This window comes from Pseudomonas gregormendelii (assembly GCF_017114825.1).
Classification (GTDB): Bacteria; Pseudomonadota; Gammaproteobacteria; order Pseudomonadales; family Pseudomonadaceae; genus Aquipseudomonas; species Aquipseudomonas gregormendelii.
Genome location: NZ_JADEVO010000009.1, coordinates 1 through 25,146 on the forward strand (window position 1 = coordinate 1; position 25,146 = coordinate 25,146).

Below are 25,146 nucleotides of genomic sequence, written 5' to 3' on the forward strand. Positions count from 1 at the left end.
CTGCTGCTGCCGCCGCCGCTGCTGCTGCCGCCGCCGCTGCTGCTGCCGCTGCTGCCGCTGCCGCTGCTGCCGCTGCCGCTGCTGCTGCTCGAACCCACTGTAGGAGCTGCCGCAGGCTGCGATCTTTTGATCTTGATCTTGGGCAATTGAAGATCAAAAGATCGCAGCCTGCGGCAGCTCCTACGGGTTAGGTTAGTCAGGGTTCGAGGTTGTTTGCGCTATCGGTCCGCCGCCCGCCGTTACCACCTGCACGCTCATCCGCGGCGTTGCCAGATCCATTCCTGCCTCATCCAGATGGCGTTTGAGCGACAGGTTGAACGCCCGCGACACTTCCCACTGCTTGATCGGTGCCGTCTTGAACCGGGCGCGCAGGATCGCGTTGCCTGACTCGAAACTCTCGACGCCCTGGATCTCCAGCGGAGACCAGATGTTGCGCCGCTGCAGCGGGTCGGTGCGCATTTTCTGGCCGACATCACGCATCAGCTTGATCGCTTCGTCGATGTCCATGCTGGACGGCACCGCCACCCGGAAAATCGCGTAGCCGAACTCCCGGGAGTAGTTCTTGATGCTTTTGATTTCGCTGAACGGGATGGTGTGCACGATACCGTCGATGTCCCGCAGGCGTACCGTGCGGATCGTCAGGCCTTCGACGGTCCCCAAGTGCCCGCCGACGTCCACGTAGTCGTCAATGGCCAGTGAGTCTTCAATGATGATGAACAGGCCGGTGATCAGGTCGGCGACCAGGGACTGTGCGCCAAAACCGATGGCCAGGCCGATTACGCCGGCACCCGCCAGCAGCGGCGTGACGTTCATGCCCATGTTGGCCAGGGCGACGATCAGCGCGATGATGAAAATGGCCACGAACAGCACGTTGCGAATCAGCGGCATCATCGTCTGCGCCCGGGCGTTGGCCAGGCCTTTGCGCGAGCGGGTCAGGGCGTGGTGCACCGCGGTGTCGCTGAGAATCCAGATCAGCCAGGCGAACATCAGCGTGCCGGCCACGCTTAACAGCTTGACGCTGATTTCATGGCCTTCACCCTCGGTGAAGGCTATCAACGACATGCCCCAGACGCGCAGGCCCAATTCGATGAACGCCAGCCAGACCACCAGGTGGGCCAGGGTGTAGAAGAAGCTTTTCAGACGATCCGAATACAGTGCATGGCGCTTCACCCCGCGTTGCGGCCTGAGCGAGTGACGCCGCACCAGGCCGTTGATCACCATGCACAACACCAGCAGCACGGTGCAGATCAGCGACTGGCGCAGTGCGGTGCTGGTATCACCGGCGGATACGAACGTGGCAAACAGCGAGATCGCTACCAGCACCAGCGCCGGTACATACCAGAAGGTGCCCAGGATATCGATGCTGTCGCTGAGTGCGCGGCGGGTCAGGCGGCGCGACAGTGGCTGGTTGCGGATCAGGTGGGCGATCGGGCGGCGGAAACGCAAGATGAACAGTCCCGTGGACAGCGCTGCCAGGACATTGGCTATGGTCGCGGCGGTGTGCGCCAGGTGGCTGCCAAGACTTTCCACCAGGCGCGGGTCGCTCAGTGCCTCACCAAACGCGGCAAAACTGCCGATCAGCCACAGTGGCCGGAAGGCCTGGTGCCGCAAGATGAACAAGGCGCGGTGCCGGTGCGGGCCGTCCAGAACGGAAAAGGCGATCACGCAGATAGCCGAGAAACAGGTGCCCACCACCAGCGCATAGGCAAGGACCATGGCCAGGCTTTTGCCCAGTGACGAGGGCAGGGCGTAGGTCATGTACACGGTCATGACCAGGGCGATCAACCAGGGCCCGAGTTTGCGCAGGGCGAAGCGCAACATATCGAGGGCCTTGGGGTGTTGGGGCAGCTCTTCGGTCAGGCCGAAGCGCATGCGCACGCGGTGGCCGAGCCAGATCAGCACGGCAGCAAGCAGGCTCCAGACCATCAGGATCATGGCGAAGGCGAAGATGATCGGCAGCCATTCGTTGGCCGGCAGAATCAGCGCTTGCAGCTCGTCCTTGGCCAGGTCGTACTCTTGGGACCAGCGGGTAATCGGGCTGTCCTCCCCGGAAAACTGTTTCTCGAAACTGGCCAGCGTGCCGCCGATCAAACCAAGCACACCTTGTTCGGCGGCTGGCTGGACTTGCTTGGTGGCATCGCGGAGTTTTTTCAGGTCGGCCAGCAGTTTGCTGCGCTGCTGGTCGTTTTCCAGCGACTTGATGACATCGTCCAGGGACTGCCCGAGAGGCGCTTGCGCCTCCGGCTGGGGTTTCTCCGAGCCATTGAGCAGCCCGGGCAGGCCGACCGCCTCGGCAGACGCCAGCGGTAGCAGCGTCATGAGGCAGACGAAGAGGAAATACGGCAGGGCAAAAAGACGAACAAACACTAGGCGGTCAACCTTGGGAGATCAGATTGCCCGAGTGTACGAGCCCGCCAAAATCAATGCGAGTCGGGGCGAGTATTTATTCGTTGAGTTTGGCGAGGATCTTGAACACCACGGTGCCAAGGATCGTCAGCATGCCAATCCACATTGCGAACACGCCGGCATTCTTGTCGCGGAAATTGAATCCGATGGCCAGCAGGATCATCCCGGTGAGGATCGGGATCAGCATGGCGTGGAAGGATTGCATGGTGATCATGGCGACGGCCTTGTCGAAAGGGATTACTTGAATTCTAGGCGGGTTTGGTGGGTCGAGCACAGGCCGTGGGAGCCCGGCTTGCCGGCGATGGAGTCATTGAAACCGCCATCGCCGGCAAGCCAGGCTCCTACACGGGTGTCATGGCAATTCGTGACTGGCGTAGAACGCGCTCAGTACTTTCACAAGGTGCGCCAGGTCATGGCTGCCGCACAACTCGCGGATCGAGTGCATGGCGAACGTCGGCAAGCCGATGTCGACCGTGCGCACGCCCAGGTGGCTGGCGGTGATCGGGCCGATGGTCGAGCCGCAGCCCATGTCGCTACGCACCACGAAGCTTTGCACCGGCACTTCTTCAGCCATGCACAAGTGACGGAAGAACCCGGCGGTTTCGCTATTGGTGGCGTAGCGCTGGTTGCTGTTGACCTTGATGACGGGGCCGGCGTTGAGTTTCGGGCCGTGGTTGGCATCGTGCTTGTCGGCGTAGTTGGGGTGCACGCCATGGGCGTTGTCGGCCGATACCAGCAGGGATTTCTGGATGGTGCGGACAAACTCGTCACCCTCCGGCAGCAAGCGGCGCAAGGTTTGCTCAAGCATTGGGCCGTCGGCACCGCAGGCCGAGCAGGAGCCGACTTCTTCGTGGTCGTTGGCCACCAGCACGCAGGTTTCATCGGTCTCGGCGGTGAGCAATGCCTGCAAGCCGGCATAACACGACAGCAGGTTGTCCAGGCGCGCACCGGCAATGAAGTCGCCATGCAGGCCGATGATCGCAGCGGCCTGGGTGTCGTAGAAGCTCAGCTCGTAGTCGAGCACCACGTCGGCATTCAAACCATGTTCCAGGGCCAGCTGGTTGGTGAGCACAGCACGAAAATCCACGCGCTCGTCGCCGGCAAACTGCGCGAGGATCGGCGGCAGTTCGGTTTGGGCATTGATCGCCCAGCCCATGTTGGCTTCACGATTGAGGTGAATGGCCAGGTTGGGAATGATGGCAATCGGAAGCTTGAAATCGATCAGCTGGCTTTCGACCTTGCCGTCGCGGCGGAAAGTGACCCGGCCGGCCAGCGACAGGTCGCGGTCGAACCAGGGTGCCAGCAAGGCGCCGCCGTAGACTTCCACGCCCAGCTGCCAGAAACCCTGGCGCTGCAACTCCGGCTGCGGCTTGACCCGCAGGCACGGGCTGTCGGTGTGGGCGCCCACCAGGCGGATGCCGCTGTTGAGTGGGGAGTGGCGGCCCATCTTGATCGCGACAATTGAAGAGTCATTGCGGGTGACGTAGTAGCGACCGTTCGCTTCGGTGTTCCAGGACTCGCGCTCGTCAAGACGCTGGTAGCCCGCCGCTTCCAGGCGCTGTACAAGGCTGGCAGTGGCATGAAAGGGGGTAGGGGAGGCCTTGAGAAAGTCGATCAGGCCTTGGTTCAACTCTTCGCGCATAAAAAGCTCCAGACAGCAGTGGCGCCAGTTTAACGTATTGGGCGGCTAATGTGCCTATCGGGCCGATCCCTGTGGGAGCGGGCTTGCTCGCGAATACGGATTGCCAGCCGGCATAGATGTCGACTGACGCACCGCCATCGCGGGCAAGCCTCGCTCCCACAGGTTTGTGTGGTTCGCACAAGCTATGAACTGGCCAACTGTGGGAGCAAGGCTTGTCCGCGATTGGCGGGGGAAGGCAGTAGCCTAGAACGGTGCGGGACACTCGAAGCGCAGGCGTTCGCCGGATTGCGGATGGGTGAAGCTCAGCATGCTGGCGTGCAGGCACAGCCTTGGCCAGGCGGCCAGTGCCTGTTCGTGGGCATAGAGCCCGTCGCCCAGCAGTGGATGACCAATGGACAGCATATGAACGCGCAGTTGATGGGAGCGGCCAGTGATGGGCGTCAGTTCGACCCGGCACCAGTCACCGCAACGCTCCAGCACTCGCCAAAATGTCAGCGCGTGCTTGCCAAATTCGTGATCCACCACGTGGCGGGGTTTGGTCGGCGGGTCGTAGCGCAGGGGCAAGTCAATGCTGCCACTGTCCAGTTCCGGCTGGCCCCAGCACAGGGCGGTGTAGGCTTTCTCCGTTTCGCGGTCGTGAAACTGCCGGGACAACTCGCGATGAGTATCCGGGTCACGCGCCAGCAGGATGATGCCGGACGTCTCCCAATCCAGCCGGTGGACGATGCGCGCCTCAGGGTAGCCATTTTCCTGCAGGCGGGTGATCAGGCAGTCCTTGTTGTCATCGGCCCGGCCAGGGACGGAGAGCAGCAAGGTCGGTTTGTTCACCACCAGGACGCCGGCGTCCTGGTGGATGATCTGGATGTTGGACAGCGGCATTAAAACAGCCTCGTAACAAACGCCAACGGCGACTCACGCCCTTCATTGTCCCCGTAGGAGCTGCCGCAGGCTGCGATCTTTTGATTTTGCCTTTAAAAACAAGATCAAGAGATCGCAGCCTGCGGCAGCTCCTACACGGTCCCGAAGGGCCTGAGCCGCCGTGGCTCCAGCCGGATCGACTCAGCGATCAGGCAGAGTGATATTGAGTTCCAGAATCGAGCAGCTGCCCTGGTTTTCCAGAGCGACATGCACGTCATCGGACCCGATATTGACGTACTTGCGGATCACCTCCACCAGTTCCTTCTGCAAGGCTGGCAGGTAGTCCGGTGTACTGCGTTGGCCGCGTTCATGCGCCACGATGATCTGTAGACGCTCTTTCGCTACCGAGGCTGTGCTTGGCTTCTTGTTGGCTCGAAAGAAGTCAAAAATGTTCATTACCTACCTCCAAACAGGCGCTCGAAGAATCCCTTCTTCGTGACATCGAGGAAACGATGCTCCACGGTTTTGCCCAGCAGACGATCGACGGCATCGCTGTATGCCTGGCCGGCATCGCTCTGGTCGTCGAGAATCACGGGCACACCCGAGTTGGAGGCCTTGAGTACAGCCTGGGATTCCGGAATCACGCCAAGCAGGGTGACAGACAGGATTTCCTTGACGTCTTCCACGCCGAGCATCTCACCGTCATTCACGCGTTGCGGGTTGTAGCGGGTCAGCAGCAGGTGTTCCTTGATCGGATCCTCGCCCTTTTCAGCGCGGCGCGACTTGCTGGCCAACAGGCCCAGCATGCGATCCGAGTCACGTACCGAGGACACTTCCGGGTTGGTCACGATGATCGCTTCATCAGCGAAGTACATCGCCAGGTGAGCGCCCTTCTCGATACCTGCCGGGGAGTCGCAGACCACGAACTCGAAGTCTTCCTTCAACGCCATCAGGACTTTTTCCACGCCTTCGACGGTCAGCGCGTCTTTGTCGCGGGTCTGGCTGGCGGCCAGTACGTAAAGGTTTTCCAGGCGCTTGTCTTTGATCAGGGCCTGTTGCAGGTTGGCTTCGCCGTTGACCACGTTGACGAAGTCGTACACCACGCGGCGTTCGCAACCCATGATCAGGTCGAGGTTACGCAGGCCTACGTCGAAGTCGACGATAACTGTCTTGTGGCCGCGCAGTGCGAGGCCGGTACCGATAGCGGCACTGGTGGTGGTCTTACCCACACCACCCTTGCCGGATGTAACCACGAGAATCTTGGCCAAGGTGTTTCACCCCTAAGGAAAAAGGACATTTAGCCCCTGAAAAAACATCTCTGGAAAACTACTGCAGTCGGACAGCCTTGGCTGGAATCCGGCCCTGAACGGCGCTTACCTTCGGTAAACACTGCTTTCTGGCCATTTTCCCACTTCGTTCAAGCCGTTTTCGCTACGTTTTAGAGATGCTTGGAAAATGCGGCAGTATCCGTTAAAGCCGAATGATGTTCAACACATCGCCCGACAGGCTGACCTGAACGCCTGAACCCCATAAAGGGTCGCGTCGCAGGTCCTCCGAAACCTTGTAGTGGCCTGCAATGGAGACCAGTTCAGCGCTCATCTGCTGACAGAAAATCCTGGCCTTGGTGTCGCCTTTGACCCCGGCCAGCACGCGACCGCGCATCGGGCCGTATACATGGATGTTGCCATCGGCGAGAAGTTCCGCCCCCGGGCTGACGGAGGAGATCACCACCAGGTCGCAACCCTGGGCGTAAATCTGCTGGCCGCCGCGCACGGGGGAGGTGATGATTTTGGTCGGCTTGATCGTCGGCTCCGGTGGTTTCTCCGGTTTTTTCACGACAACGCCTTCATTCGGGTCCAGGGCTCGCTCACGGGCACCGGACGGTGGCAGCACCGGCAGGTCGACCGCAATGGCCGCAGCAATGTCCTCGATGCGACTGGCACGGATTGCCAGGGTGCGCAGGCCATGCTGGCGGCACACGCGCATCAGGCCCGGCAGATCAACGGCGCCTTCACCCGGTGGAAGTTTGTCCAGGGCCAACACCAGTGGCGCGTTGCTGAAGAAGTTAGGCGCCTGGGCGACCTTGGCGGCCAGTTGTCGATCGAGGTTCTCGAGGTCGTTACGGGCCAGTTCCAGCACCGTAATGGCGAGCATGCTGCCCTTCAACTGGAACACGGGATCTTTGTCTAGCGGTTCGGTTTGGCTCATGGTCGGCATACAACGACTTGTCACTAAAAGTGCCGAGACTTATAACGAGAACGCCCGCAGGCCGCAAGCCGGGTCTAACGATGTAGAATGCGCGGCCATTGTCTTGACGGAACCTTTAATGGATCGCCCGCGTTTTCGAAGAGCATTTCTTTACCCGCGTTTCTGGCCGCTGTGGTGTGGTCTGGGGCTATTGTGGCTGATTGTCCAACTGCCTTATCCGGCGTTGCTGTCCATCGGTCGGCTCCTGGGCGCCGTCATGTATCGCCTGGCGGGCGACAGACGGCGCATCGCCAAGCGCAATCTCGAATTGTGTTTTCCGGAAAAATCCGCCGCCGAGCGCAAACACCTGCTCAAGGAAAATTTCGCTTCCACCGGCATCGCCTTCTTTGAAATGGCCATGAGCTGGTGGTGGTCGCGCGAGCGGCTGGCGAAGCTGGCGCATGTCGAAGGCCTGGAGCATCTGCAAAAAGCCCAACGCGAAGGCAAGGGGGTGATCCTGATGGCCGTGCATTTCACCACCCTGGAAATCGGGGCAGCGTTGCTCGGCCAGCAGCACACCATTGATGGCATGTACCGCGAGCACAAGAACCCGCTGTTCGATTACATCCAGCGCCGCGGCCGCGAGCGCCACAATCTCGACTCGCTGGCCGTGGAGCGTGACGACGTGCGCGGCATGCTCAAGCTGCTGCGGGCCGGACGCGCGATCTGGTATGCACCGGACCAGGACTACGGCGCCAAGCAAAGTATCTTCGTGCCGCTGTTTGGCATTCAGGCCGCTACTGTGACGGCCACCAGCAAGTTCGCACGGCTGGGCAAGGCGCTGGTGGTGCCGTTCACTCAGGAGCGCCTGGCGGACGGCAGCGGCTATCGACTGATGATCCATGCGCCGCTCGAAGGCTTCCCGGGGGAAACCGAGGAAGCCGACTGCATTCGCATCAATCAGTGGGTCGAAGGCGTGCTGCGCGATTGTCCGCAGCAATACCTGTGGGCGCATCGGCGTTTCAAAAGCCGCCCACCCGGTGAACCCAAGCTGTACGCCAAGCGCGGTTGAGACATGATCCCCTGCAGGAGCGGACTACCAACAAGTACCATGGAGCGTTGCGATGAGTCCCGTTGAACCGGTTACAGGCTTGATTCTTTCCGGCGGTGGGGCTCGGGCGGCCTATCAGGTGGGAGTGCTGGCGGCGATTGCCGAGTTGCTGCCGCAGGGTGCACGTAATCCGTTTCCGGTCATTGTCGGTACCTCGGCGGGTGCGATCAATGCGGTCAGCCTGGCCAGTGGCGCGCTGGATTTTCGTGCCGCCATCGAGCGCCTGACGGCGTTCTGGCAAGGCTTTCGCAGTCATCTGGTGTTGCGCAGCGACTGGCCAGGGGTGATCCATCAGGCCAGCCGCTTTGTCGGTCACAGCCTGCTCGGGATTGGTGCCCAGGTGCCGGTGGCCTTGCTTGACAGTTCGCCATTGCGCGGGCTGCTCGACGACAAGCTGCAGTTGTCCGGGATCGCTGAGGCGATCGCGCAGAAACAGTTACAGGCCGTGGCGGTCACTGCGTTTGGCTATGAGTCGGGTCAGGCCGTCACGTTCTACCAGGGCGGCGGCACCATCGACGCCTGGTTACGCCATCGTCGCATCGGCGTGCCTACGCAATTGACGATTGAGCACCTGCTCGCCAGTTCCGCGATTCCGCTGCTGTTCGCGCCGGTGAAAATCGGTGAAGAGTATTTCGGCGACGGCGCGGTACGCCAATCGGCCCCGATCAGTCCGGCCCTGCATCTTGGTGCCAGCCGCGTGCTGGTGGTGGGGGTCAGCGGCAACCCGCGCGGGGTCGATCCCGAGCAGCCGCTGCAACGCGCCTATACCGGCCAGCAGCCGACCCTCGCGCAAATTGGCGGGCACATGCTCAACAGCACGTTCATCGACAGCCTGGAAAGCGACATCGAGCTGCTGCAGCGTCTGAACCAGTTCAGTCACCTGATGCCAGATGGCACGCCCACCCGAGCGCTTGGCGTGGCGCCGGTGGAGGTGCTGGTGATCTCACCGAGCCAGCCGATCGATGAGATCGCTGCGCGGCATCGGCAGGAATTACCAGCGGCGCTACGCCTGTTCCTGCGCGGACCGGGGGCGACCAAGACAAGTGGAGCGGGGGTGTTGAGTTATCTGTTGTTCGAGGCGGGGTATTGCAGCGAGTTGATTGATTTGGGGCGGCGCGATGCGCTGGCCAAGCGCGGGGAGTTGTCCCGGTTTCTGGGGTTGCTGTAGGAGCGAGCTGGCTCGCGATGGACGTTAACGATGACGCTGGGAGCCTGACACCCCGTGGCGCTCTCTGGTCCTTCGCGAGCAAGCTCGCTCCTACAAAATCATGGCGCTCTCTGGTCCTTCGCGAGCAAGCTCGCTCCTACAAAATCATGGCGCTCTCTGGTCCTTCGCGAGCAAGCTCACTCTTACAAAATCAGAAGTGAACCTTGACCAGGAAGCTGGTCACGCTCTGATCGGTTTTGAAGCCCTGGCTGTCTTCGATACCGTACTTGTTTTTCCAGTAGTCATACTCGACACCGACGTACAACTGCTTGGCACCCAGACTCAGGGCCTTGCCCAGGTCGTATTTGACTTGCGGATTGAAGTGCAGGTTGGCGTGGTATTCGCCTTTGTCGTTCACGTCGTTGTCGACCACCCAGTCCATGAAGCCGTCGATCAGCACGTCCGAGTCACCCACCGGGATGGTGTAGGACCAGGCCGGCGTGATCTGCCAGACATCGTCACCCGCACGGTCGCCTTCGGTGTGACGGTTATAGAAGTTCAACTGGAAGTAGTCGAAGCCGGGGATGGCCAGGTCAAAACCCGGACCGATCAGGTACGACTCGGTGTCGTCTTCGCCGAACTCATAGGTCATGGCCAGCAGCACGTCCTTGATCGGGCCGAACTCCAGCTTCTGGTTGAAAATCTTGTTGAACGACAAGCGCGGGCTGAATTCGCCGTAGTGAGTGTTCTTGCCGGCGAAAGAGTCTTCCTTGCCGTTGTAGAAAATCTTGTCGATGAAGAAGAAGTTGTCCCCGTATTTCCAGCCGTCGGCGTGTTCGAATGTCACGGTCTGCTGGATGCGCGGGTTGACCTGGAAGTCTTTGCCATACAGGTAAGTCAGGCTGTTGTCCTGCCACTGCAGCAAGTCGCCGGCCATGGCCTGGCCCCCGGCCAGCAACGATCCTGCCAGCATCAGGCTAGTGCACGTACGTTTCATTCGGTTGCTCCCAAAAAGTAGTGGTATCACGTTATTTTTTTAAGGTCGGCGCTCTGGTGTGGCGCCTTTTTCTTTAGCTGCAAAAAAATCATCCATTCGGTCAGCTTTATTGCTGTTAGCAAAAGCTGCGCCAAGGCTTTGCGAAAACCAAAAAACTCCCGCTCGGCTGCTCGAAAACAGTCGATTGAGAGTGGTTCGGGGATGCCTTGATACCGTCCAGAGCCGGGATAAGTTGGCTTTCTGGTCAGGATTTAAATCCGGGCTTTTTTTTAAAGTGGATTCAGGCGGCCGCGGAGAATACTGACTCCTTGGCCAGGTCTCAAGTGCCCCGCAACAGCGCACCGACGACAGGTTTGGGGCACGGTTGCGGGTCATCTTAGAAGTGCACCTTCACCAGCAGGCTGGTGGTGTTTTCATTGGTGTCGAAATTGGCGCTGTTTTCGATGCCGTACTTGTCTTTCCAGTAGCTGTATTCGATGCCGACGTACACCTGTTTCTCCCGCCAACCCATGGACTTGCCCAGGTCGTACTTGATCTGCGGGTTGAAGTGCACGTTGGCGTGATAAGTGCCACGGGCGTTCTGGTCGTTATCCACCACCCAGTCCAGGTAGCCGTCGATCAGTACACTCGAATTGCCGAGTGGAAGGGTGTAGGACCAGGCCGGGCTGACTTGCCAGACATCGCTGCCGGGGCGCGAGCCTTCGGTCTGGCGATAATACAAATTCAAGGTGAAGAAGTTGAAGCCCGGTATTGCGAGGTTAAAACCGGGGCCGATCAGGTAGGCCTCGCTGTCGTCTTCGCCATTCTCGTAGGTCATGGCCAGCAACACGTCCTTGATCGGGCCGAATTCGAAGCGTCGGTCAAGGATCTTGCCCAGGGACAGTCGCGGGCTGAACTCGCCGTAATAGGCGTGAACGCCTTTGTTGCGGTCTTGCTCGCCGTTGTAGTAGGTGCTGTCGATGAACATGAAGTTGTCGCCGTACTTCCAGCCATCGGCGTGCTCGAATGTCACCGTCTGCTGGATCGACGGGTTGACCGCAAAGTCCTTGCCATAGAGATAGCTCAGGCTGTTGGTCTGCCACAGCAACAAGTCGCCGGCCATGACCTGGCCAGTGGTCAGCAGGGCGGCGCCCAGCAGCAGGTTTTTCTGAGTCCGGATCATCTGGTGCTCCTTCTTGTTTTTATTGTTCAAGGCACGGGGGCTCCAACCCTGTGGGAGTGAGCCTGCTCGCGATGGCGGTGTATCAGTCAATGAAGTGTTGATTCCGATAACGTCATCGCGAGCAGGCTCGCTTCCACCTGGCGGGGCGTGTACTTATTTGTCAGTGCGCGTGGCAGTCGTTGATGGCGGCGCGTTCCTTGCCGCCGAGGATGTTGAACAGCAGGTTCAGCGACAGCGCGCTCAACGTCGCCATCGCGATTCCGCTGTGGGTGATCGGGCTCATCCACAAGGGCAGGTGGGCGAAAAACTCCGGCCGCACCACCGGGATCAACCCCATGCCGATGCTCACCGCCACCAGCAACTGGTTGCGACGGTCACCGATGTCGGCTTCCTGCAGAATCTTGATCCCGGTGGCCGCAACCATGCCGAACATGGCAATGGCTGCACCGCCCAATACCGCCGGTGGAATCGACGCCACCAGAAACGCCGCTTTGGGCAGCAGGCTCAGCACGATCAGCAAGCCGCCGGCGACGATGGTGACCGAGCGGCAGCGTACGCCGGTCATCTGCACCAGGCCGATGTTCTGGGCGAACGAGGAGTGGGTGAAGGTGTTGAAGAAACCGGCAAAGAATGAAGCACCGGCGTCACATAACAGGCCGCGGCGCAGCATCCGCGGGCAAACTTCCTGCCCGGTGATCTTGCCCAGGGCGAGAAACATGCCGGTGGACTCGACGAAGATGATCACCACCACCAGGCACATGGACAGGATCGGTGCGAGCTCGAATTTCGGCATGCCGAAATGCAGCGGGGTGACGATCTGTACCCAGGGCGCCTGGGCCATGCCGCTGAGGTCGACCATGCCGATCAGGCCGCAGATCACATAACCCAGGCACATGCCGATCAGCACCGAGATATTGACCCAGAAGCCGCGCATGAAACGGTGCACCAGCAAAATGGTGCCCAGCACCAGGGCGGCGATGGCCAGGTAGATCGGTGAGCCGAATTGCGCCGCGCCGGCGCCACCGCCGGCCCAATTGACGGCCACGGGGAACAGCGACAAACCGATTGAGGTGATGACCGTGCCGGTTACCAGGGGCGGGAAAAAACGTACGACCCTGGACATGAACGGCGCGATGATCATGCCGAAGAAGCCCGCGGCAATGGTCGCGCCGAAAATGCCTTGCAGGCCGATGCCAGGCATTCCTGCCATGGCAACCATGCTGCCCACGGCGGCAAAGCTGGCGCCCATCATCACCGGCATGCGGATGCCCATCGGGCCGATGCCCAGGGACTGCACGATGGTGGCGATGCCGGCAACCAGCAGGTCGGCGTTGATCAGGAAAGCGATTTCTTCGCGACTCAGGCCTGCGGCCTGTCCGATGATCAGCGGCACCGCAATGGCGCCACCGTACATCAGCAGAACGTGCTGCAGTCCAACCAGGATCAGTTGCAACAGGGGCAAACGCTGAATAGCGGGTGCGTCGGGGATGCGCGCTTCGGATAGCTCGGACATGCAACACCTCGGATCTTTTTTATTCTTGTGATTTTGTGCATCAGGTCGACCGTGCGGCGGCCAATCGCGGGCAAGCCTTGCTCCTACAGAATTCCTGGGAATCCAGTGGGAGCAAGGCTTGCTCGCGATGCTTTTCAGCGGTTAATTGGTCTGGGCTCCCTGCACGATCCAAGCACCAATCAGGTCACGTTCCTGCTGGGTCATCTGGGTGATGTTGCCCAGTGGCATGATCTGGCTGGCGACCGCTTGCGCCTGGATACGCGAGGCGTTCTGGCGGATCTGGTCGGGGGTGTCGAACATCACGCCAGCCGGTGCGGCACTGAACAGCGGGCTGGTCGGCTTGGCGGAATGGCAAACCGTGCAGCGTTCCTGGATCACGTTGTGCACCTTGTCAAAACCCGGGCCGGCATTCGCTGCCTGGGTCGGTGCCGTTGCAGGAGCCGTCGCGGGTGCAGCTTCAACCGGCTTCTTGTCACCGCCCAGGGCGGTTTCCGGCAGTGGCTGGTACTCGATGGCGGCCTTGGCGACTTCAGGCGCGCTGGACATCGGCTTCGGACCGGACACATAGGCCAGGCAAATCATGCCCACCGCTGCCACCGGCAGGGTCCAGGCAAATTTGTGGCTGTCGTGACGGGTGTTGAAGTAGTGACGCACCAGCACTGCCAGTACCGCGATCCCGGCCAGGATCAGCCAGTTGTACTGGCTGCCATAGGTGCTCGGGAAGTGGTTGCTGATCATGATGAACAGCACGGGCAAGGTGAAGTAGTTGTTGTGCCGTGAGCGCAGCAGGCCTTTGGCCGGCAGTGCCGGATCGGGCGTGCGGTTCTCGGCAATCGCCGCCACCAGCGCACGTTGTGCTGGCATGATGATGCGGAACACGTTGCCGACCATGATGGTGCCGATGATCGCGCCGACGTGCAGGTAAGCACCACGACCGCTGAACACTTTACTGAAGCCGTAGGCGGCGCCAATGATCAGCACGAACAGAATGAAACCCAGCAGCGCAGGGCGCTTGCCCAGGGCCGAGTCGCAGAGGAAGGAGTAGACGAACCAGCCAACGAACAGCGAGCCGATGCCCAACAGAACGCCTTCAGGACCGGTCAGGCTGCTGCCGGGAGCCAGCAGGTAGAGCGTCGGGTTGGAGTAGAACACCACGCACAGCAGCGCGATCCCCGACATCCAGGTGAAGTAGGCTTCCCATTTGAACCAGTGCAGGTTGTCCGGCATGGTTGGTGGAGCCAGTTTGTATTTTTCCAGGTGGTAGATACCGCCGCCATGGATCGCCCACAAATCACCGGCCAGACCACTTTTTGGGTTGACCCGATTGAGGTTGTTCTCCAGCCAGACGAAATAGAACGACGCACCGATCCAGGCCACGCCAGTAATCATGTGAACCCAGCGCACGCTCAGGTTCAGCCATTCCAACAGATGTGCTTCCACAGTCTTTACCTCTCGCCTGTCACTCTGTATTCGAGTGATCAGACCTTCTCTTATTGGTGGGGGGCGAGGATCAAACGCTCATCCTCTTTGAAAAAATGCTCATCGCAGTTATTGCCTGTGCCACTGCGATCAACCACCAGGAAGTCATCCCGCTTTTCGATCGTCAGCACCGGATGGTGCCAAACGCCGCGATGGTAATTAATGCCCTGCCTGCCGTTGGTGACGAAGGCGCGGACCAAGCCTGATACAGGTTCATCGCCAACTGGCGCGACCACGATCAGAAAGGGGTTGCCGAGCAGCGGAATGAAAGCCTGGCTGCCCAGCGGATGGCGCTCCAGCATGCAAACGGTCAGTGGCATGTCCTGCGCGTCGGCGCGGAAGATGCTGATGATGGCGTTGTCCTCAGGCGTAGCGGTTTCAACCGTCGCCAGTTTATGGAAGCGCATGGTCGAACCGTTGTTGATCATGAAGTGATCGCTGCCGTCGGTTTCAATGACGTCACCGAAAGGGGCGAAGGCTTCTTTGGTCAGCGGTTCAATCGTCAGTGTGCGCATGCTGTTCTTTTCCGAATTCTGTGTTGTTGGTTCTGTTGCTATCGCCAGCAGGCTGGCTCCCACAGGGGAATGCATTGCCAATGTGGGAGCCAGCCTGCTGGCGATTGGGTTCAGCGCTTATTTAGCGACCTTGCCCAATACTCGCAGGCGGCTCACACCACCGTCCGGGAACACGTTCAGGCGGATGTGGGTGATTGGCCCCAGTGCCTTGATCTGCTCGGCGAAGGTGTGCTCGGCGTGCATTTCCAGCTTCTGCGCCGGCAACAGCTCACGCCAGAACAGCGACTGGGTTTCGATCTGGCTGTCGGTACCGCCTTTCACGAACGCGCCCTGGATGGAGCAGGTGTCCGGGTAGTTGCCCTTGAAGTGCAGGGTGTCGACGATGATTTTTTCGATCTCGCCCGGATGACCCAGCGCGACGATGACCCAGTCATTGCCCGGGGTACGACGACGTGCGGTTTCCCAGCCGTCGCCCATGTTGATGCCACGGCCCGGGTTCAGGATGTTGCTCATGCGACCGAAGTGTTCGTCGGAGCAGGCGAGGGCGCGGCCGCCGTTCAGGGCTGCAGCCAGGTCAACTTGCTCGTTGTCGCCCACGGCCGACCAGTCGCGGAACGGAATGCCGTACACGCGCAGTCGAGCCACACCACCGTCCGGGTAGATGTTGAAACGCAGGTGGCTGAACGACTGGTCGTTGCTGATTTCGTGGTAGTGATGGCTGTTGCCCTGCAGCTCGACGGCCGACAGCACTTCAGTCCACTGGGTGTTGTCGTCTGGTTCGCCCGAGGCCAGGAAGCAGGCTTCCAGGGACGCCGATGGCGGGAAGTTGCCGGTGAAGAATGAAGTGTCGATGTCCACGCCCTTGATCGAACCTGGTACACCCAGGCGGATCACAGCGCTGTCGTAACCTTCGAAACGCTTGCGGCGCGACTCCCAGCCGTCCATCCACTTGCCGTTGTCATCGAACACGCCCTCCTTCCATACGGCCGGGGTCGGTTGGAACAGACGATTGGCGTCTGCGAACCAGTCATCGGTGACCGAGATGATCTTGGTGCCCAGGCGGGCATCGGCCAGGTTGACGAACTTCTCGAAAGGTACGGCGTAAGCTTTCATTCTTCTTGTCTGCCTTTAATAAGTTGGCTTGGGATGCTTGCAAGGCCCCGGGTGTCATTTGCGTTTGAGAACACCTGGGCCAGGCTCGCTTATAGGGTCAGTAATCGGAACAGGGCGATCTTGTTGATCTCCGCCAGCGCGCACTTGAATTCGGTGTCGACCGAGTTGTTGATGCGCGTTTCGAACGCCGCGAGGATCTGATGCCGGTTGCTGCCTTTTACCGCCATGATGAAGGGAAACTTGAACTTGGCTTTGTAGGCGTCGTTCAGCTCGGTGAAGCGAGAAAACTCTTCTGCCGTGCATTGGTGAATACCGGCGCCAGCCTGTTCATTGGTGCTGGCTTCGGTCAGCTGGCCCTGGACGGCAGCTTTGCCGGCCAGGTCCGGGTGAGCGTTGATCAATGCCAGCTGGCTGGCGTGATCGGCGCTCAACAGGATGTCGCTCATGCGCTGGTGCAGGGTTTCGATCTGGTCGATCGAGGCGTCCTGGCCCAGGTCAAAGGCCTTCTCGGCCACCCATGGCGAATGTTCGTAGATGTCGGCAAAGGCTTTGACGAAGGCGTCGCGGCTCAGGGTCGAGGGTTTGAGAGTTTGAAAAGTGCTCATTTTGCAGGCCCTTGGTACGGGTGGGTTTCGTGCCAGTGGCGAGCGATGTCGACGCGACGGCTGAACCACACCTGTTCATGACTTTTAGCGTATTCGATAAAGCGTTTGAGCGAAGCCAGACGCGCTGGACGGCCGATCAAGCGGCAGTGCAGGCCGATGGAGAGCATTTTCGGTGCTTCGGCGCCTTCGGCGTACAGCACATCGAACGCGTCTTTGAGGTATTCGAAGAAATCATCGCCCTTGTTGAAGCCCTGGACCTGGGTGAAGCGCATGTCGTTGGTGTCCAGGGTGTAAGGGATCACCAGGTGCGGCTTGCCGGTCGGATTGTTCGGTTCCCAGTAGGGCAGGTCATCGTCGTAGGTGTCACAGTCGTAAAGGAAACCACCTTCTTCCATGACCAGGCGCCGGGTGTTCGGGCCGGTGCGGCCGGTGTACCAGCCCAGTGGGCGTTCACCGGTGATCTCGGTGAGCACGCGGATCGCTTCGAGCATGTGCTCGCGTTCCTGGGCCTCATCCATGTACTGGTAGTCGATCCAGCGATAGCCGTGACTGCAGATTTCGTGGCCGGCATCGACCATGGCGCGGATCACGTCCGGGTGACGCTGGGCGGCCATGGCCACCGCGAAGATCGTCAGCGGAATGTCGAATTCCTTGAACAGTTTCAGGATCCGCCAGACGCCGGCGCGGCTGCCATACTCGTAAAGCGATTCCATGCTCATGTTGCGCTCGCCTTGCAGCGGCTGCGCCGAGACCATTTCCGAGAGGAACGCTTCAGACTCTTTATCGCCATGCAGAATGTTGCGCTCGCCACCTTCTTCGTAGTTGAGTACGAAGGACAAGGCGATGCGGGCATTGCCCGGCCAGTGTGGGTGCGGAGGGTTACTGCCGTAACCGACCAGGTCGCGTGGGTAGTCAGCGCTCACTGCAGTCTTCCTTCTTGTTCGTTGACAGGTTGTGTGGCGGCCTGGCGATGGAATCACAGGCTGGCGTCACAGCGATGGGATGATTGTATACAACTTTATATCCACATTGTAAGTCTGAATTTTCGCATTTTTCACTCGCTGTCATCTTGCAGTGGTAGTGCAAGAAACCTGCCTGAATGGTCAGCTAATGGATCGAAGGTCCTGAGGTGGCCTGCCGAGCAGGCAGATACAGCACTGATCGGCAGTGGGCAGGAGTGACACGAAAAATGTCGTTTTTATTGTGTACAATTTTTTTGAAAAGTGTCTTAATCAGTTCCTCGCCGCAGCGTTTCGTGCTCCGAATCGGTGCGGTCTCCTTTTTAACTGACTTCGGGAGGCGCGAGGCCTGACGGTTCGATACCGCAGGCGCGCAGAATCAATGGGACGTTTGACTACTCACGTTTTGGACGCAGCACACGGTTGCCCGGGCAGCTCGATCAAGGTCGAGCTCTACCGCGTTGAAGGCTCGCAGCTGGAATTGGTCGCCAGCGCGATAACCAACAGCGACGGGCGGGTCGATGCACCGCTGCTGCAAGGCGATGACTACCGTACCGGGGTTTATCAGGTGCAATTTCATGCAGGCGACTACTACCGCGCCCGTGGCGTGCAGTTGCCGGAGCCAGCGTTTCTGGACGTCGTGGTGTTGCGGTTTGGCATCTCTGCCGAGCAGGATCACTACCACGTACCGCTGCTGATCTCGCCGTACAGCTATTCCACGTATCGCGGCAGCTGATCCCCCAAGCAGCTGCCCCAACCGGGAAGCGACTGCGCATATAGCTTCTTTGGTCTTTCGCCCGCTCACACTGCGGGCTTTTTTTTGCCTGCTGGAAAGTCAAAAGAGCACCACAATCCACTGTGGGAGCGGGGTTGCCCGCGATGAGGCCCCAACAGGCAACATCACCTCCAGATCGTCCGAAGGCTCGGGCCGCGTTCGGACGATCTTTTGATTTTGCCTTGCTAACGGCTCAACAGCGACGCAGCACCCGCACCACTGAACAGGCCGGCACTGATCCGGTTAAACCAACTCTGCCCCTTGCCGCTTCGCATATACCGCGCCGCGCCGTGCGCACCCAGCCCATAAGCCAACTTGCACAGCAGATCCAGCACCGTCCACGTCGCAATCATCACCAGTAATTGCGGCAGGAACGGTTGTTCGGCGCTCAAAAACTGTGGCAGAAACGCAGCGAAGAAAAGAATGTCCTTCGGATTACTTGCGCCCAATACAAATGCGCGCCCGAACAGTGCGCGAAAGCGCGGAACAGCGGCCGTCTGGGGCACTTCAGCGCCCACCGACGGTTGGCGCGATTGCTGCCAGCTCTGCCAGGCGAGGTAGAACAGGTACAGCGCACCGACGATCTTCAGCGCGCTGAACAGCTGTTCCGAAGCCAGCAGCAGGGCGCCCAGGCCCAGTGCAGAAGCGCTGAGCAGGCAGATCGAGGCAATCACTCCCCCGAGGAAGGCGGGGTAAGACCGTCGCAGACCGTAATTCAGGCTGTTGCTGATCATCAGCAACGACAGCGGTCCCGGGATCAGGATCACCACCAGTGCAGCGCCGCTGAACAGCAGCCAGGTTTCCAGACTCATCACTTTCCTCCATTTGCGCAAAAGCCCCACCCGACGGGGTGAGGCTGGTTCGTAACGCTTACTGCGTAACGCTTACAAGAAAACGAACTTGGCGATGAAGATCGCGCACAACACCCACAGGCTGACGGAAATTTCCTTGTACTTGCCCGTGCCGGCCTTCAGTGCCACGTAGGTGATGAAACCCAAGGCGATACCGTCGGCAACCGAGAACGTCAGGGGCATCATGATCGCGGTGACAATCGCCGGGATACTATCGGTCGCTTCATCCCATTCGATGTGAGCCATGCCGCCCATCATCAACATGGCGACATAGATCAGCGCGCCGGCTGTGGCGTAGGCGGGAATCATCCCGGCCAGCGGTGCGAAGAACATCGCGGCAATAAATAGCACACCTACGGTGACTGCGGTAAGACCAGTCCGACCACCTGCGGCAACGCCAGCGGCACTTTCGACGTAGCTGGTGACGGGCGGCACACCCACCACCGCACCGAATACACTGGAAGCACTGTCGGCCTTGAGGGCACGGGAGAGGTTTTCGATCTTGCCGTCGGCATTTACCAGGCCGGCGCGCTGGGCCACGCCCATGAGGGTGCCGGCGGTGTCGAACATGTGCACGAAGAGAAAGGCGAGTACCACGCTGATCATGCTGACATTGAACACGCCGGCGACGTCCATGGCCATCCAGGTCGGGGCCAGGCTCGGCGGGGCCGACATGATGCCTTCATAATGCACAAGGCCCAGGCCCCAGCCTGCCAGTGTCACGGTGATGATGCTGATCAGAATCGCGCCAAATACCCTGTGGTAGCTGAGAACAGCAATCATCAGGAAGCAGATGGCTGCCAGCAGCGGGCCAGGTTCGCGCAGGGAGCCCAGTTTGATCAGGGTAGCCGGGCTATCGACGACGATGCCCGCGGTTTTCAGGCCGATCAGCCCCAGGAACAACCCAACGCCGGCGCCCATGGCGTAGCGCAAACTCACTGGAATGCTGTTGAGCAGCCATTCGCGGATCCGCGAGAAGGTCAGGAACATGAACAGCACGCCAGACACGAAGACCGCGCCAAGGGCCGTTTCCCAGTTGTAGCCCATGGTGCCGACCACGGTGTAGGTGAAGAACGCGTTAAGCCCCATGCCCGGCGCCAGGCCGACCGGCCAGTTGGCATAAAGGCCCATCAGCAGGCAGCCCAGCGCAGCGGCGATGCAGGTGGCGACAAAAGCCGCACCGTGATCAATCCCGGCATCGGCCATGATGTTGGGGTTGACGAAAATGATGTAAGCCATGGTGATGAAGGTTGTCAGACCGGCAATCAACTCGGTCTTCACCGTGGTGCCATGCAAGCTGAGTTTAAACAGACGCTCCAGCCAGCCGGTGGGGGCGGGCGGCGAGAGGTCCAGCGTCGATGCTTCGGATTTGCGGCTTTCCACAGCGAGTACTCCTCAAGAGTTTTATTGTTATTTCCAGGACCGGACCCATGAGGGCGGCAGCGGTCCTTTGAGGCACTTGCGAATTTGTTGACCGCTTGGTCAGGAACTCGCACGAGGTGGATTATGCTTTTGTGTACAAATAAAGCAAATATTGTTTTTGCTCTTGTAGACGAAAACTTTGCAGATCGGAGTATATCGCCTGGCATGCCGCCTTCGCGAGCAAGCCCGATCCCACAGTGATATCCGCCGAACGCAAATGCTGCGTCCATCACCAACACCCTGTGGGAGGGGGCTTGCGATGGCAATCTCCCTGCCACATCAATGTCGAATGTGCAGACGCCATCGCGGGCAAGCCCGGCTCCCACAGTGATATCCGTCGAACATAAATATGGCGTCCACCACCCAAATCCTGTGGGAGCGGGCCTGCCCGGGTAGAAACCGGGGACTTCCTTTACGTTTTAAACCAGAGGCATCGTTTACAGGTGCAAAAATGCGGTCAGGAGGTGCTTGACCATGCCCTGGAATCGAGAGTCCCCGATGGATCAACGAATCAAACTCATAGGCGTCTGGCGGCGGTCGTGCGTCAGGCCGGAGTCGCCCAGGTGGCCTGAAGGTAGAACTAATAAACCGGCCAATTGTACGGTTTATTTTAATCCTGGTTTTGTTCTGAAAATGGATTGCGTATGGCGACATGAGTTTGCCAGCCAAACCGCGGCAATACGTAGTAGCACTCTAATAGGGTCAGGTTTTGGAGGGTAGGCGCACTCGGGAGCGGAATATCTCCACCTGCTGCTTACGAGCACGCGATAGCGTTCAAACCACCTGGGGAATGGAGTTAACTGACCATGATGGCGCTCAGAATGATAAAGAGCGTATTTTGCAAGATACCCTTATCCATTACATCGTATATTTATTTAAGATTTTTATGTAATTGCTTATAAAAAATTTCAAGGGTGGGGTAATTATGCAGTCTTCAGGTTTGTCCGGTCCAGCGCAAGGACCACTCAGTCGTAAATTAGATGAACTGCACGCAGCCGATAAAGTTTCAAAAAAGAACTTGGGCAAGCTCGATAAAATAGTCGGTGAGCTTGATAACACCAAAAATAATCCCGCATTGATGAATGCAATTAAATCAATGGGAAAAAGTACAGGTGATCTGAAGGGGCTGTTTATTTCGCTGCGTGTAAAACTCGTCGATCAGAACTCTCGTATGTTCGATAAAAAACAGGGGCAGTTAATATCTATCGAGGAAAAAATTATACCGATCGCCAAGAAAGTTGATGAGAAAAACATACGGCTTAGAATGCGTAGTATTGACGCTGAGATTGACGACAAAGAAGGAGAAATTAAAAGGCTTGATGGTAAAAATCGCAGAAACGCAGAAAGAAAAGCACCCCTTGAAAGAAAGATTGAATGGGCAAAAGCCAGTGATAGCGACTTGGAATCTATTCGCAACAACCTTCGGAAGAAAACCGCTAAGCTCATTGCTAATGTTCAGAAACCACATGAAAAGAAAATTTCCACGATAGACAGTCAAATTCAGAGTCTGAAAAATAGCAAAGATCTAGCTTTGGAGCACGCGTCAAGGAATGGCGTCGCGGTAAGTCATCGTCTGGATCGGGCCGTCGAGGGCGAGATCTATGATCATACAAATACTGGTTTTGGAACAGAAACGTGGTCCTCTTACATACAAAGAGATGAATTTGTTATCAAGACATTCGGTTCTGTGGAAAAAGAGGGCGATGGGAAATATCCACAATACATTAAAGTCCCAAATGCTGCGGGTGAGGAGTGGAAAAGACTTGTGAAAGACTTTTTGGATTCTCCAGCTAAACTAGAGAAGTTGCAGTTGGATAAAGACAAGCTTGAAAAAGACCATAGGCAACTAGTTGAATTAATGACGAGCGAAGCGGAAAGTCCGGATAACAAAATTTCTGAGCAAGAAATTACTGAAATAAATAATTCTATCTCTACTTTCAAGAAAGAAAATGAAAACCGTGAGAAAAAAATTAAAGAATTTAAGGACTCTATTTCCAAGCTTAAGCAGGAGCGAACGAGATTGGTTGAAGAGTTTATGTTTTTGCAACGCATGAGCCCCGCATCCTGAAGCCGAATTTATTTTCGTGCCGCATGCAAGTAAAGCCCACAATCTGGTGGGCTTTACTTGTGTGCGGCATGCATGTCGTGTTGCGCGCGAGCGCAACCAGGCTTGGCTGTGCTGGCCCACTTACGAGTACGCGAAGGCGCCAGATCAAACATCCAAATGGATCAAGCCGCTGCAAACCGCTTATCCAGATAATCAATGATCACCTTGGACTCATACATCCAGGTGGTCTGCCCATTCTCTTCGATGCGCAGGCACGGCACCTTGATTTTGCCGCCTTGATCCAGCAGCGTCTTGCGATCCTGTTCGTTGTTCTTCGCATCGCGCAACGCAACCGGCACATTCAGGCGGCGCAGGGCGCGGCGGGTTTTGACGCAGAACGGGCAGGCGTGGAATTGATACAGGGTCAGGTCCCTGGCGGCGGAGTTGACCTTGGCCTGAACCTCGGCCGGGCGCTGCTTCTTGCCCGGGCGGGTGATGAAGTCGATGAAGATGATCAGTTGGCCAAGGCCGACACGAAGCGCTTTTACGAACACGGTACAAGCCTCACGGTGGGAATTGATAAAGGCGCGCAGCTTACCTGATTTTTGCCGGACGAAAAAAAACCGGCGATGAATGCCGGTTTTCTCCGTGTTGCGAATTACTTGATGAGGCTGAGGAATTCGCTGCGGGTCGCGGCGTTCTCACGGAACTCACCGAGCATCACAGACGTGATCATCGACGAATTCTGCTTCTCCACACCGCGCATCATCATGCACATGTGCTTGGCCTCGATCACCACTGCAACGCCCAGGGCGCCGGTGACTTCCATCACCGCGTCGGCGATCTGGCGGCTGAGGTTTTCCTGGATCTGCAGGCGGCGGGCGTACATATCGACGATCCGCGCGACTTTCGACAGCCCCAGCACCTTGCCACTCGGAATATAGGCAACATGGGCCTTGCCGATGAACGGCAGCAGGTGATGCTCACACAACGAGTAGAGCTCGATGTCCTTCACCAGCACCATTTCGCTGTTGTCGGAGCTGAACAAGGCACCATTGGTGACTTCTTCCAGCGTCTGTTCATAGCCGCGGCAGAGATACTGCATGGCTTTGGCGGCACGCTTTGGCGTGTCGAGCAGGCCCTCGCGGGATACGTCCTCGCCCAATTGGCCGAGAATCGCGGTGTAATTCTGTTCCAGGGACATGAAACTACCTGTGGGATTCTACGCAAAGGGCAAGGGTACGGTGGCGGACACGGCGCTGCAAGCGTGAAGCGACAGGTTTAATCGTCGCGACCTTCCATCATGGTGCGCTTGAGCATCACATAAACCGCTCCGGCACCGCCGTGTCGGGCCTGGCACGAGGTGAAGCCGAGCACTTGGGAATGCTGGCGCAGCCAGGTGTTGACGTGGCTTTTGATCATCGGGCGCTTGCCGTCCAGGCGCACGGCTTTGCCATGGGTGACGCGCACGCAGCGGATTTCGAATTTGGTGGCTTCGGCGAGGAAGGCCCACAGGGTTTCCCGGGCTTTTTCCACGGTCATGCCGTGCAGGTCGAGGCTGCCTTCAAAAGGGATCTGGCCGACCTTGAGCTTGCGCATCTGGCTTTCCTGCACCCCGTCACGGGCCCACATCAGCTCGTCTTCGGGGCCGACGTCGATCACGAACTGGTCGGACAGGCCGTCAACGGTGGTGGCATCGGTGCGCACGGTGGCGGCCTGGCGCAGCGTGGCTATCTGCGCGCGGTCAGCCTTGGGTTTGCCGGTTTCGGCGCGATCGTGCTTGATCGGCTTGACGCCTTGGATCGCACTTTTGAACAGGGAAAAATCGTCGTCTTGCATGTCAGCCTCCGCGAAGGGCGGCCAGTTTACCCAAGTCGGGGCTTGAGCCATAACAATTGAGGCCCGTCAGCAGGCGGGCCTTTGCATCAATCGTGTTTTTTCATCAGGTGCGGCGACATGTTCAGTTCCCGTGATTGCCGCGCGCGACGACGGCAGCGGCGCCACAACCATACGCCCAGGTACAAAACGAACAGCCCGACAGCCAGGATGATCGTCGAGCCCAATGGGCTTGCATTCAGTTCGCCGAGTGCGGGCGGGCGGCCGAGCAGGCTGGCAGCGCCGGCCATCGCGAGCAGCACGCCGCAGGTGGCCAGCAGCGCAGCGAATGCGGCACCAAAACGAAAACGCCAGTTGCTCTGGCCTTTGGGGCGCAGGCGCCGAGCGTCAAAACCATCGGATAACTTCATTCCGACCTTCCTCAATGGGTATCGGCCCTTCGACCGGGAGTTGACCGGGATGTTCCTGAGGCTAAGACAATTACAGCAAATGAGAGGCTTTTGCGGATGAGCGGCGATATG

26 protein-coding genes are annotated in these 25,146 nt (G+C 58.7%); 4 read left to right on the plus strand and 22 right to left on the minus strand.

Annotation, left to right across the window (positions count from 1 at the left end):
* Positions 1 to 192: 192 nt before the first annotated feature.
* From IMW75_RS08590 to minC, 7 genes are all read right to left on the minus strand, one after another.
* A complete protein-coding gene (locus tag IMW75_RS08590) occupies positions 193 to 2,367 on the minus strand; it encodes a mechanosensitive ion channel domain-containing protein (protein WP_045060219.1) in 2,175 nt (724 codons plus the stop codon).
* Positions 2,368 to 2,443: 76 nt separating this feature from the next.
* Entirely contained in the window at positions 2,444 to 2,620 is a 177-nt protein-coding gene (locus tag IMW75_RS08595; RefSeq protein WP_163019418.1) for a hypothetical protein, read from the minus strand.
* Between the two features lie 138 nt (positions 2,621 to 2,758).
* Positions 2,759 to 4,048 carry a M18 family aminopeptidase gene (locus tag IMW75_RS08600; RefSeq protein ID WP_045060220.1) on the minus strand — a complete coding sequence of 430 codons (1,290 nt, stop codon included), beginning with the start codon at positions 4,046 to 4,048 and terminating at the stop codon, positions 2,759 to 2,761.
* A gap of 243 nt (positions 4,049 to 4,291) precedes the next feature.
* Positions 4,292 to 4,927, minus strand: coding sequence for an RluA family pseudouridine synthase (locus tag IMW75_RS08605; RefSeq protein WP_205892376.1), 636 nt, complete (start codon positions 4,925 to 4,927; stop codon positions 4,292 to 4,294).
* A gap of 180 nt (positions 4,928 to 5,107) precedes the next feature.
* The gene (minE, locus tag IMW75_RS08610; RefSeq protein ID WP_007944431.1) at positions 5,108 to 5,362 is read right to left on the minus strand and encodes a cell division topological specificity factor MinE; all 255 of its coding nucleotides are present in this window, start codon (positions 5,360 to 5,362) and stop codon (positions 5,108 to 5,110) included.
* Positions 5,362 to 6,174: a septum site-determining protein MinD gene (gene minD / locus IMW75_RS08615; RefSeq protein WP_045060222.1), complete on the minus strand. Its 813-nt coding sequence runs from the start codon at positions 6,172 to 6,174 to the stop codon at positions 5,362 to 5,364. Before minD ends, minE begins: the two co-directional genes overlap by 1 nt.
* A gap of 202 nt (positions 6,175 to 6,376) precedes the next feature.
* Positions 6,377 to 7,114: a septum site-determining protein MinC gene (gene minC / locus IMW75_RS08620; RefSeq protein WP_045060241.1), complete on the minus strand. Its 738-nt coding sequence runs from the start codon at positions 7,112 to 7,114 to the stop codon at positions 6,377 to 6,379.
* Between the two features lie 118 nt (positions 7,115 to 7,232).
* Between minC and IMW75_RS08625 the strand changes: the two genes are divergently transcribed.
* Both IMW75_RS08625 and IMW75_RS08630 read left to right on the plus strand, forming a co-directional pair.
* Complete coding sequence (locus IMW75_RS08625; RefSeq protein ID WP_205892377.1) at positions 7,233 to 8,165, plus strand: lipid A biosynthesis lauroyl acyltransferase; 933 nt, start codon at positions 7,233 to 7,235, stop codon at positions 8,163 to 8,165.
* Between the two features lie 52 nt (positions 8,166 to 8,217).
* The gene (locus IMW75_RS08630; RefSeq protein ID WP_045060224.1) at positions 8,218 to 9,372 is read left to right on the plus strand and encodes a patatin-like phospholipase family protein; all 1,155 of its coding nucleotides are present in this window, start codon (positions 8,218 to 8,220) and stop codon (positions 9,370 to 9,372) included.
* Positions 9,373 to 9,562: 190 nt separating this feature from the next.
* Here IMW75_RS08630 and IMW75_RS08635 read toward each other — a convergent pair whose 3' ends face one another.
* The 9 genes from IMW75_RS08635 to puuE form a co-directional block, all read right to left on the minus strand.
* Positions 9,563 to 10,348: an outer membrane protein OmpK gene (locus tag IMW75_RS08635; RefSeq protein ID WP_045060225.1), complete on the minus strand. Its 786-nt coding sequence runs from the start codon at positions 10,346 to 10,348 to the stop codon at positions 9,563 to 9,565.
* A 39-nt stretch (positions 10,349 to 10,387) separates the two neighbouring features.
* Positions 10,388 to 10,723, minus strand: a complete 336-nt coding sequence (locus IMW75_RS08640) for a hypothetical protein (protein WP_205892378.1) — start codon at positions 10,721 to 10,723, stop codon at positions 10,388 to 10,390.
* A 1-nt stretch (position 10,724) separates the two neighbouring features.
* Positions 10,725 to 11,510, minus strand: a complete 786-nt coding sequence (locus IMW75_RS08645; RefSeq protein WP_205892379.1) for an outer membrane protein OmpK — start codon at positions 11,508 to 11,510, stop codon at positions 10,725 to 10,727.
* Between the two features lie 160 nt (positions 11,511 to 11,670).
* Positions 11,671 to 13,023 carry a nucleobase:cation symporter-2 family protein gene (locus tag IMW75_RS08650; protein WP_045060227.1) on the minus strand — a complete coding sequence of 451 codons (1,353 nt, stop codon included), beginning with the start codon at positions 13,021 to 13,023 and terminating at the stop codon, positions 11,671 to 11,673.
* Between the two features lie 141 nt (positions 13,024 to 13,164).
* The gene (locus tag IMW75_RS08655) at positions 13,165 to 14,463 is read right to left on the minus strand and encodes a urate hydroxylase PuuD (RefSeq protein ID WP_205892380.1); all 1,299 of its coding nucleotides are present in this window, start codon (positions 14,461 to 14,463) and stop codon (positions 13,165 to 13,167) included.
* 50 nt (positions 14,464 to 14,513) lie between these two features.
* Complete coding sequence (locus IMW75_RS08660; RefSeq protein WP_016773758.1) at positions 14,514 to 15,017, minus strand: ureidoglycolate lyase; 504 nt, start codon at positions 15,015 to 15,017, stop codon at positions 14,514 to 14,516.
* 117 nt (positions 15,018 to 15,134) lie between these two features.
* A complete protein-coding gene (alc, locus tag IMW75_RS08665) occupies positions 15,135 to 16,130 on the minus strand; it encodes an allantoicase (RefSeq protein WP_045060229.1) in 996 nt (331 codons plus the stop codon).
* Between the two features lie 89 nt (positions 16,131 to 16,219).
* Positions 16,220 to 16,735 carry a 2-oxo-4-hydroxy-4-carboxy-5-ureidoimidazoline decarboxylase gene (gene uraD / locus IMW75_RS08670; protein ID WP_045060230.1) on the minus strand — a complete coding sequence of 172 codons (516 nt, stop codon included), beginning with the start codon at positions 16,733 to 16,735 and terminating at the stop codon, positions 16,220 to 16,222.
* A complete protein-coding gene (puuE, locus tag IMW75_RS08675; RefSeq protein ID WP_045060231.1) occupies positions 16,732 to 17,658 on the minus strand; it encodes an allantoinase PuuE in 927 nt (308 codons plus the stop codon). The genes uraD and puuE overlap by 4 nt, the downstream gene beginning before the upstream one ends.
* Positions 17,659 to 18,076: 418 nt before the next feature.
* On the opposite strand from puuE, the gene uraH reads away from it, so the two are divergent.
* A complete protein-coding gene (gene uraH, locus IMW75_RS08680) occupies positions 18,077 to 18,430 on the plus strand; it encodes a hydroxyisourate hydrolase (RefSeq protein ID WP_008031462.1) in 354 nt (117 codons plus the stop codon).
* A 224-nt stretch (positions 18,431 to 18,654) separates the two neighbouring features.
* Here the strand turns inward: uraH and IMW75_RS08685 are convergent, their stop codons facing one another.
* Together IMW75_RS08685 and IMW75_RS08690 are read right to left on the minus strand one after the other, a co-directional pair.
* On the minus strand, positions 18,655 to 19,281 hold the full coding sequence (locus IMW75_RS08685; protein WP_205892381.1) for a LysE family translocator: 627 nt from the start codon (positions 19,279 to 19,281) through the stop codon (positions 18,655 to 18,657).
* Between the two features lie 72 nt (positions 19,282 to 19,353).
* On the minus strand, positions 19,354 to 20,703 hold the full coding sequence (locus IMW75_RS08690; protein WP_045060233.1) for an NCS2 family permease: 1,350 nt from the start codon (positions 20,701 to 20,703) through the stop codon (positions 19,354 to 19,356).
* Positions 20,704 to 21,667: 964 nt separating this feature from the next.
* Between IMW75_RS08690 and IMW75_RS08695 the strand changes: the two genes are divergently transcribed.
* Positions 21,668 to 22,810, plus strand: coding sequence for a hypothetical protein (locus IMW75_RS08695; protein WP_205892382.1), 1,143 nt, complete (start codon positions 21,668 to 21,670; stop codon positions 22,808 to 22,810).
* 161 nt (positions 22,811 to 22,971) lie between these two features.
* Here the strand turns inward: IMW75_RS08695 and IMW75_RS08700 are convergent, their stop codons facing one another.
* From IMW75_RS08700 to IMW75_RS08715, 4 genes are all read right to left on the minus strand, one after another.
* Positions 22,972 to 23,343 (minus strand): glutathione S-transferase N-terminal domain-containing protein, encoded by a 372-nt coding sequence (locus IMW75_RS08700; RefSeq protein ID WP_205892383.1) that lies wholly within the window; start codon positions 23,341 to 23,343, stop codon positions 22,972 to 22,974.
* A gap of 104 nt (positions 23,344 to 23,447) precedes the next feature.
* A complete protein-coding gene (gene folE / locus IMW75_RS08705; RefSeq protein WP_045059149.1) occupies positions 23,448 to 23,993 on the minus strand; it encodes a GTP cyclohydrolase I FolE in 546 nt (181 codons plus the stop codon).
* Positions 23,994 to 24,070: 77 nt separating this feature from the next.
* A complete protein-coding gene (locus IMW75_RS08710; protein WP_205892384.1) occupies positions 24,071 to 24,628 on the minus strand; it encodes a Smr/MutS family protein in 558 nt (185 codons plus the stop codon).
* A gap of 86 nt (positions 24,629 to 24,714) precedes the next feature.
* Positions 24,715 to 25,035 carry a hypothetical protein gene (locus tag IMW75_RS08715; RefSeq protein WP_045059151.1) on the minus strand — a complete coding sequence of 107 codons (321 nt, stop codon included), beginning with the start codon at positions 25,033 to 25,035 and terminating at the stop codon, positions 24,715 to 24,717.
* Positions 25,036 to 25,146 lie beyond the last annotated feature (111 nt).

Coding starts and splice junctions, on each gene's coding strand:
- IMW75_RS08695 (WP_205892382.1), top strand. CDS start 21,668: ATGCAGTCTTCAGGTTTGTCCGGTCCAGCGCAAGGACCACTCAGTCGT.
- IMW75_RS08715 (WP_045059151.1), bottom strand. CDS start 25,035: ATGAAGTTATCCGATGGTTTTGACGCTCGGCGCCTGCGCCCCAAAGGC.
- IMW75_RS08630 (WP_045060224.1), top strand. CDS start 8,218: ATGAGTCCCGTTGAACCGGTTACAGGCTTGATTCTTTCCGGCGGTGGG.
- minE (WP_007944431.1), bottom strand. CDS start 5,362: ATGAACATTTTTGACTTCTTTCGAGCCAACAAGAAGCCAAGCACAGCC.
- IMW75_RS08595 (WP_163019418.1), bottom strand. CDS start 2,620: ATGATCACCATGCAATCCTTCCACGCCATGCTGATCCCGATCCTCACC.
- IMW75_RS08650 (WP_045060227.1), bottom strand. CDS start 13,023: ATGTCCGAGCTATCCGAAGCGCGCATCCCCGACGCACCCGCTATTCAG.
- IMW75_RS08640 (WP_205892378.1), bottom strand. CDS start 10,723: ATGACCCGCAACCGTGCCCCAAACCTGTCGTCGGTGCGCTGTTGCGGG.
- folE (WP_045059149.1), bottom strand. CDS start 23,993: ATGTCCCTGGAACAGAATTACACCGCGATTCTCGGCCAATTGGGCGAG.
- minC (WP_045060241.1), bottom strand. CDS start 7,114: ATGAGCCAAACCGAACCGCTAGACAAAGATCCCGTGTTCCAGTTGAAG.
- alc (WP_045060229.1), bottom strand. CDS start 16,130: ATGAAAGCTTACGCCGTACCTTTCGAGAAGTTCGTCAACCTGGCCGAT.
- IMW75_RS08605 (WP_205892376.1), bottom strand. CDS start 4,927: ATGCCGCTGTCCAACATCCAGATCATCCACCAGGACGCCGGCGTCCTG.
- uraD (WP_045060230.1), bottom strand. CDS start 16,735: ATGAGCACTTTTCAAACTCTCAAACCCTCGACCCTGAGCCGCGACGCC.
- IMW75_RS08625 (WP_205892377.1), top strand. CDS start 7,233: ATGGATCGCCCGCGTTTTCGAAGAGCATTTCTTTACCCGCGTTTCTGG.
- IMW75_RS08685 (WP_205892381.1), bottom strand. CDS start 19,281: ATGAGTCTGGAAACCTGGCTGCTGTTCAGCGGCGCTGCACTGGTGGTG.
- IMW75_RS08600 (WP_045060220.1), bottom strand. CDS start 4,048: ATGCGCGAAGAGTTGAACCAAGGCCTGATCGACTTTCTCAAGGCCTCC.
- IMW75_RS08635 (WP_045060225.1), bottom strand. CDS start 10,348: ATGAAACGTACGTGCACTAGCCTGATGCTGGCAGGATCGTTGCTGGCC.
- IMW75_RS08710 (WP_205892384.1), bottom strand. CDS start 24,628: ATGCAAGACGACGATTTTTCCCTGTTCAAAAGTGCGATCCAAGGCGTC.
- uraH (WP_008031462.1), top strand. CDS start 18,077: ATGGGACGTTTGACTACTCACGTTTTGGACGCAGCACACGGTTGCCCG.
- IMW75_RS08645 (WP_205892379.1), bottom strand. CDS start 11,510: ATGATCCGGACTCAGAAAAACCTGCTGCTGGGCGCCGCCCTGCTGACC.
- IMW75_RS08660 (WP_016773758.1), bottom strand. CDS start 15,017: ATGCGCACACTGACGATTGAACCGCTGACCAAAGAAGCCTTCGCCCCT.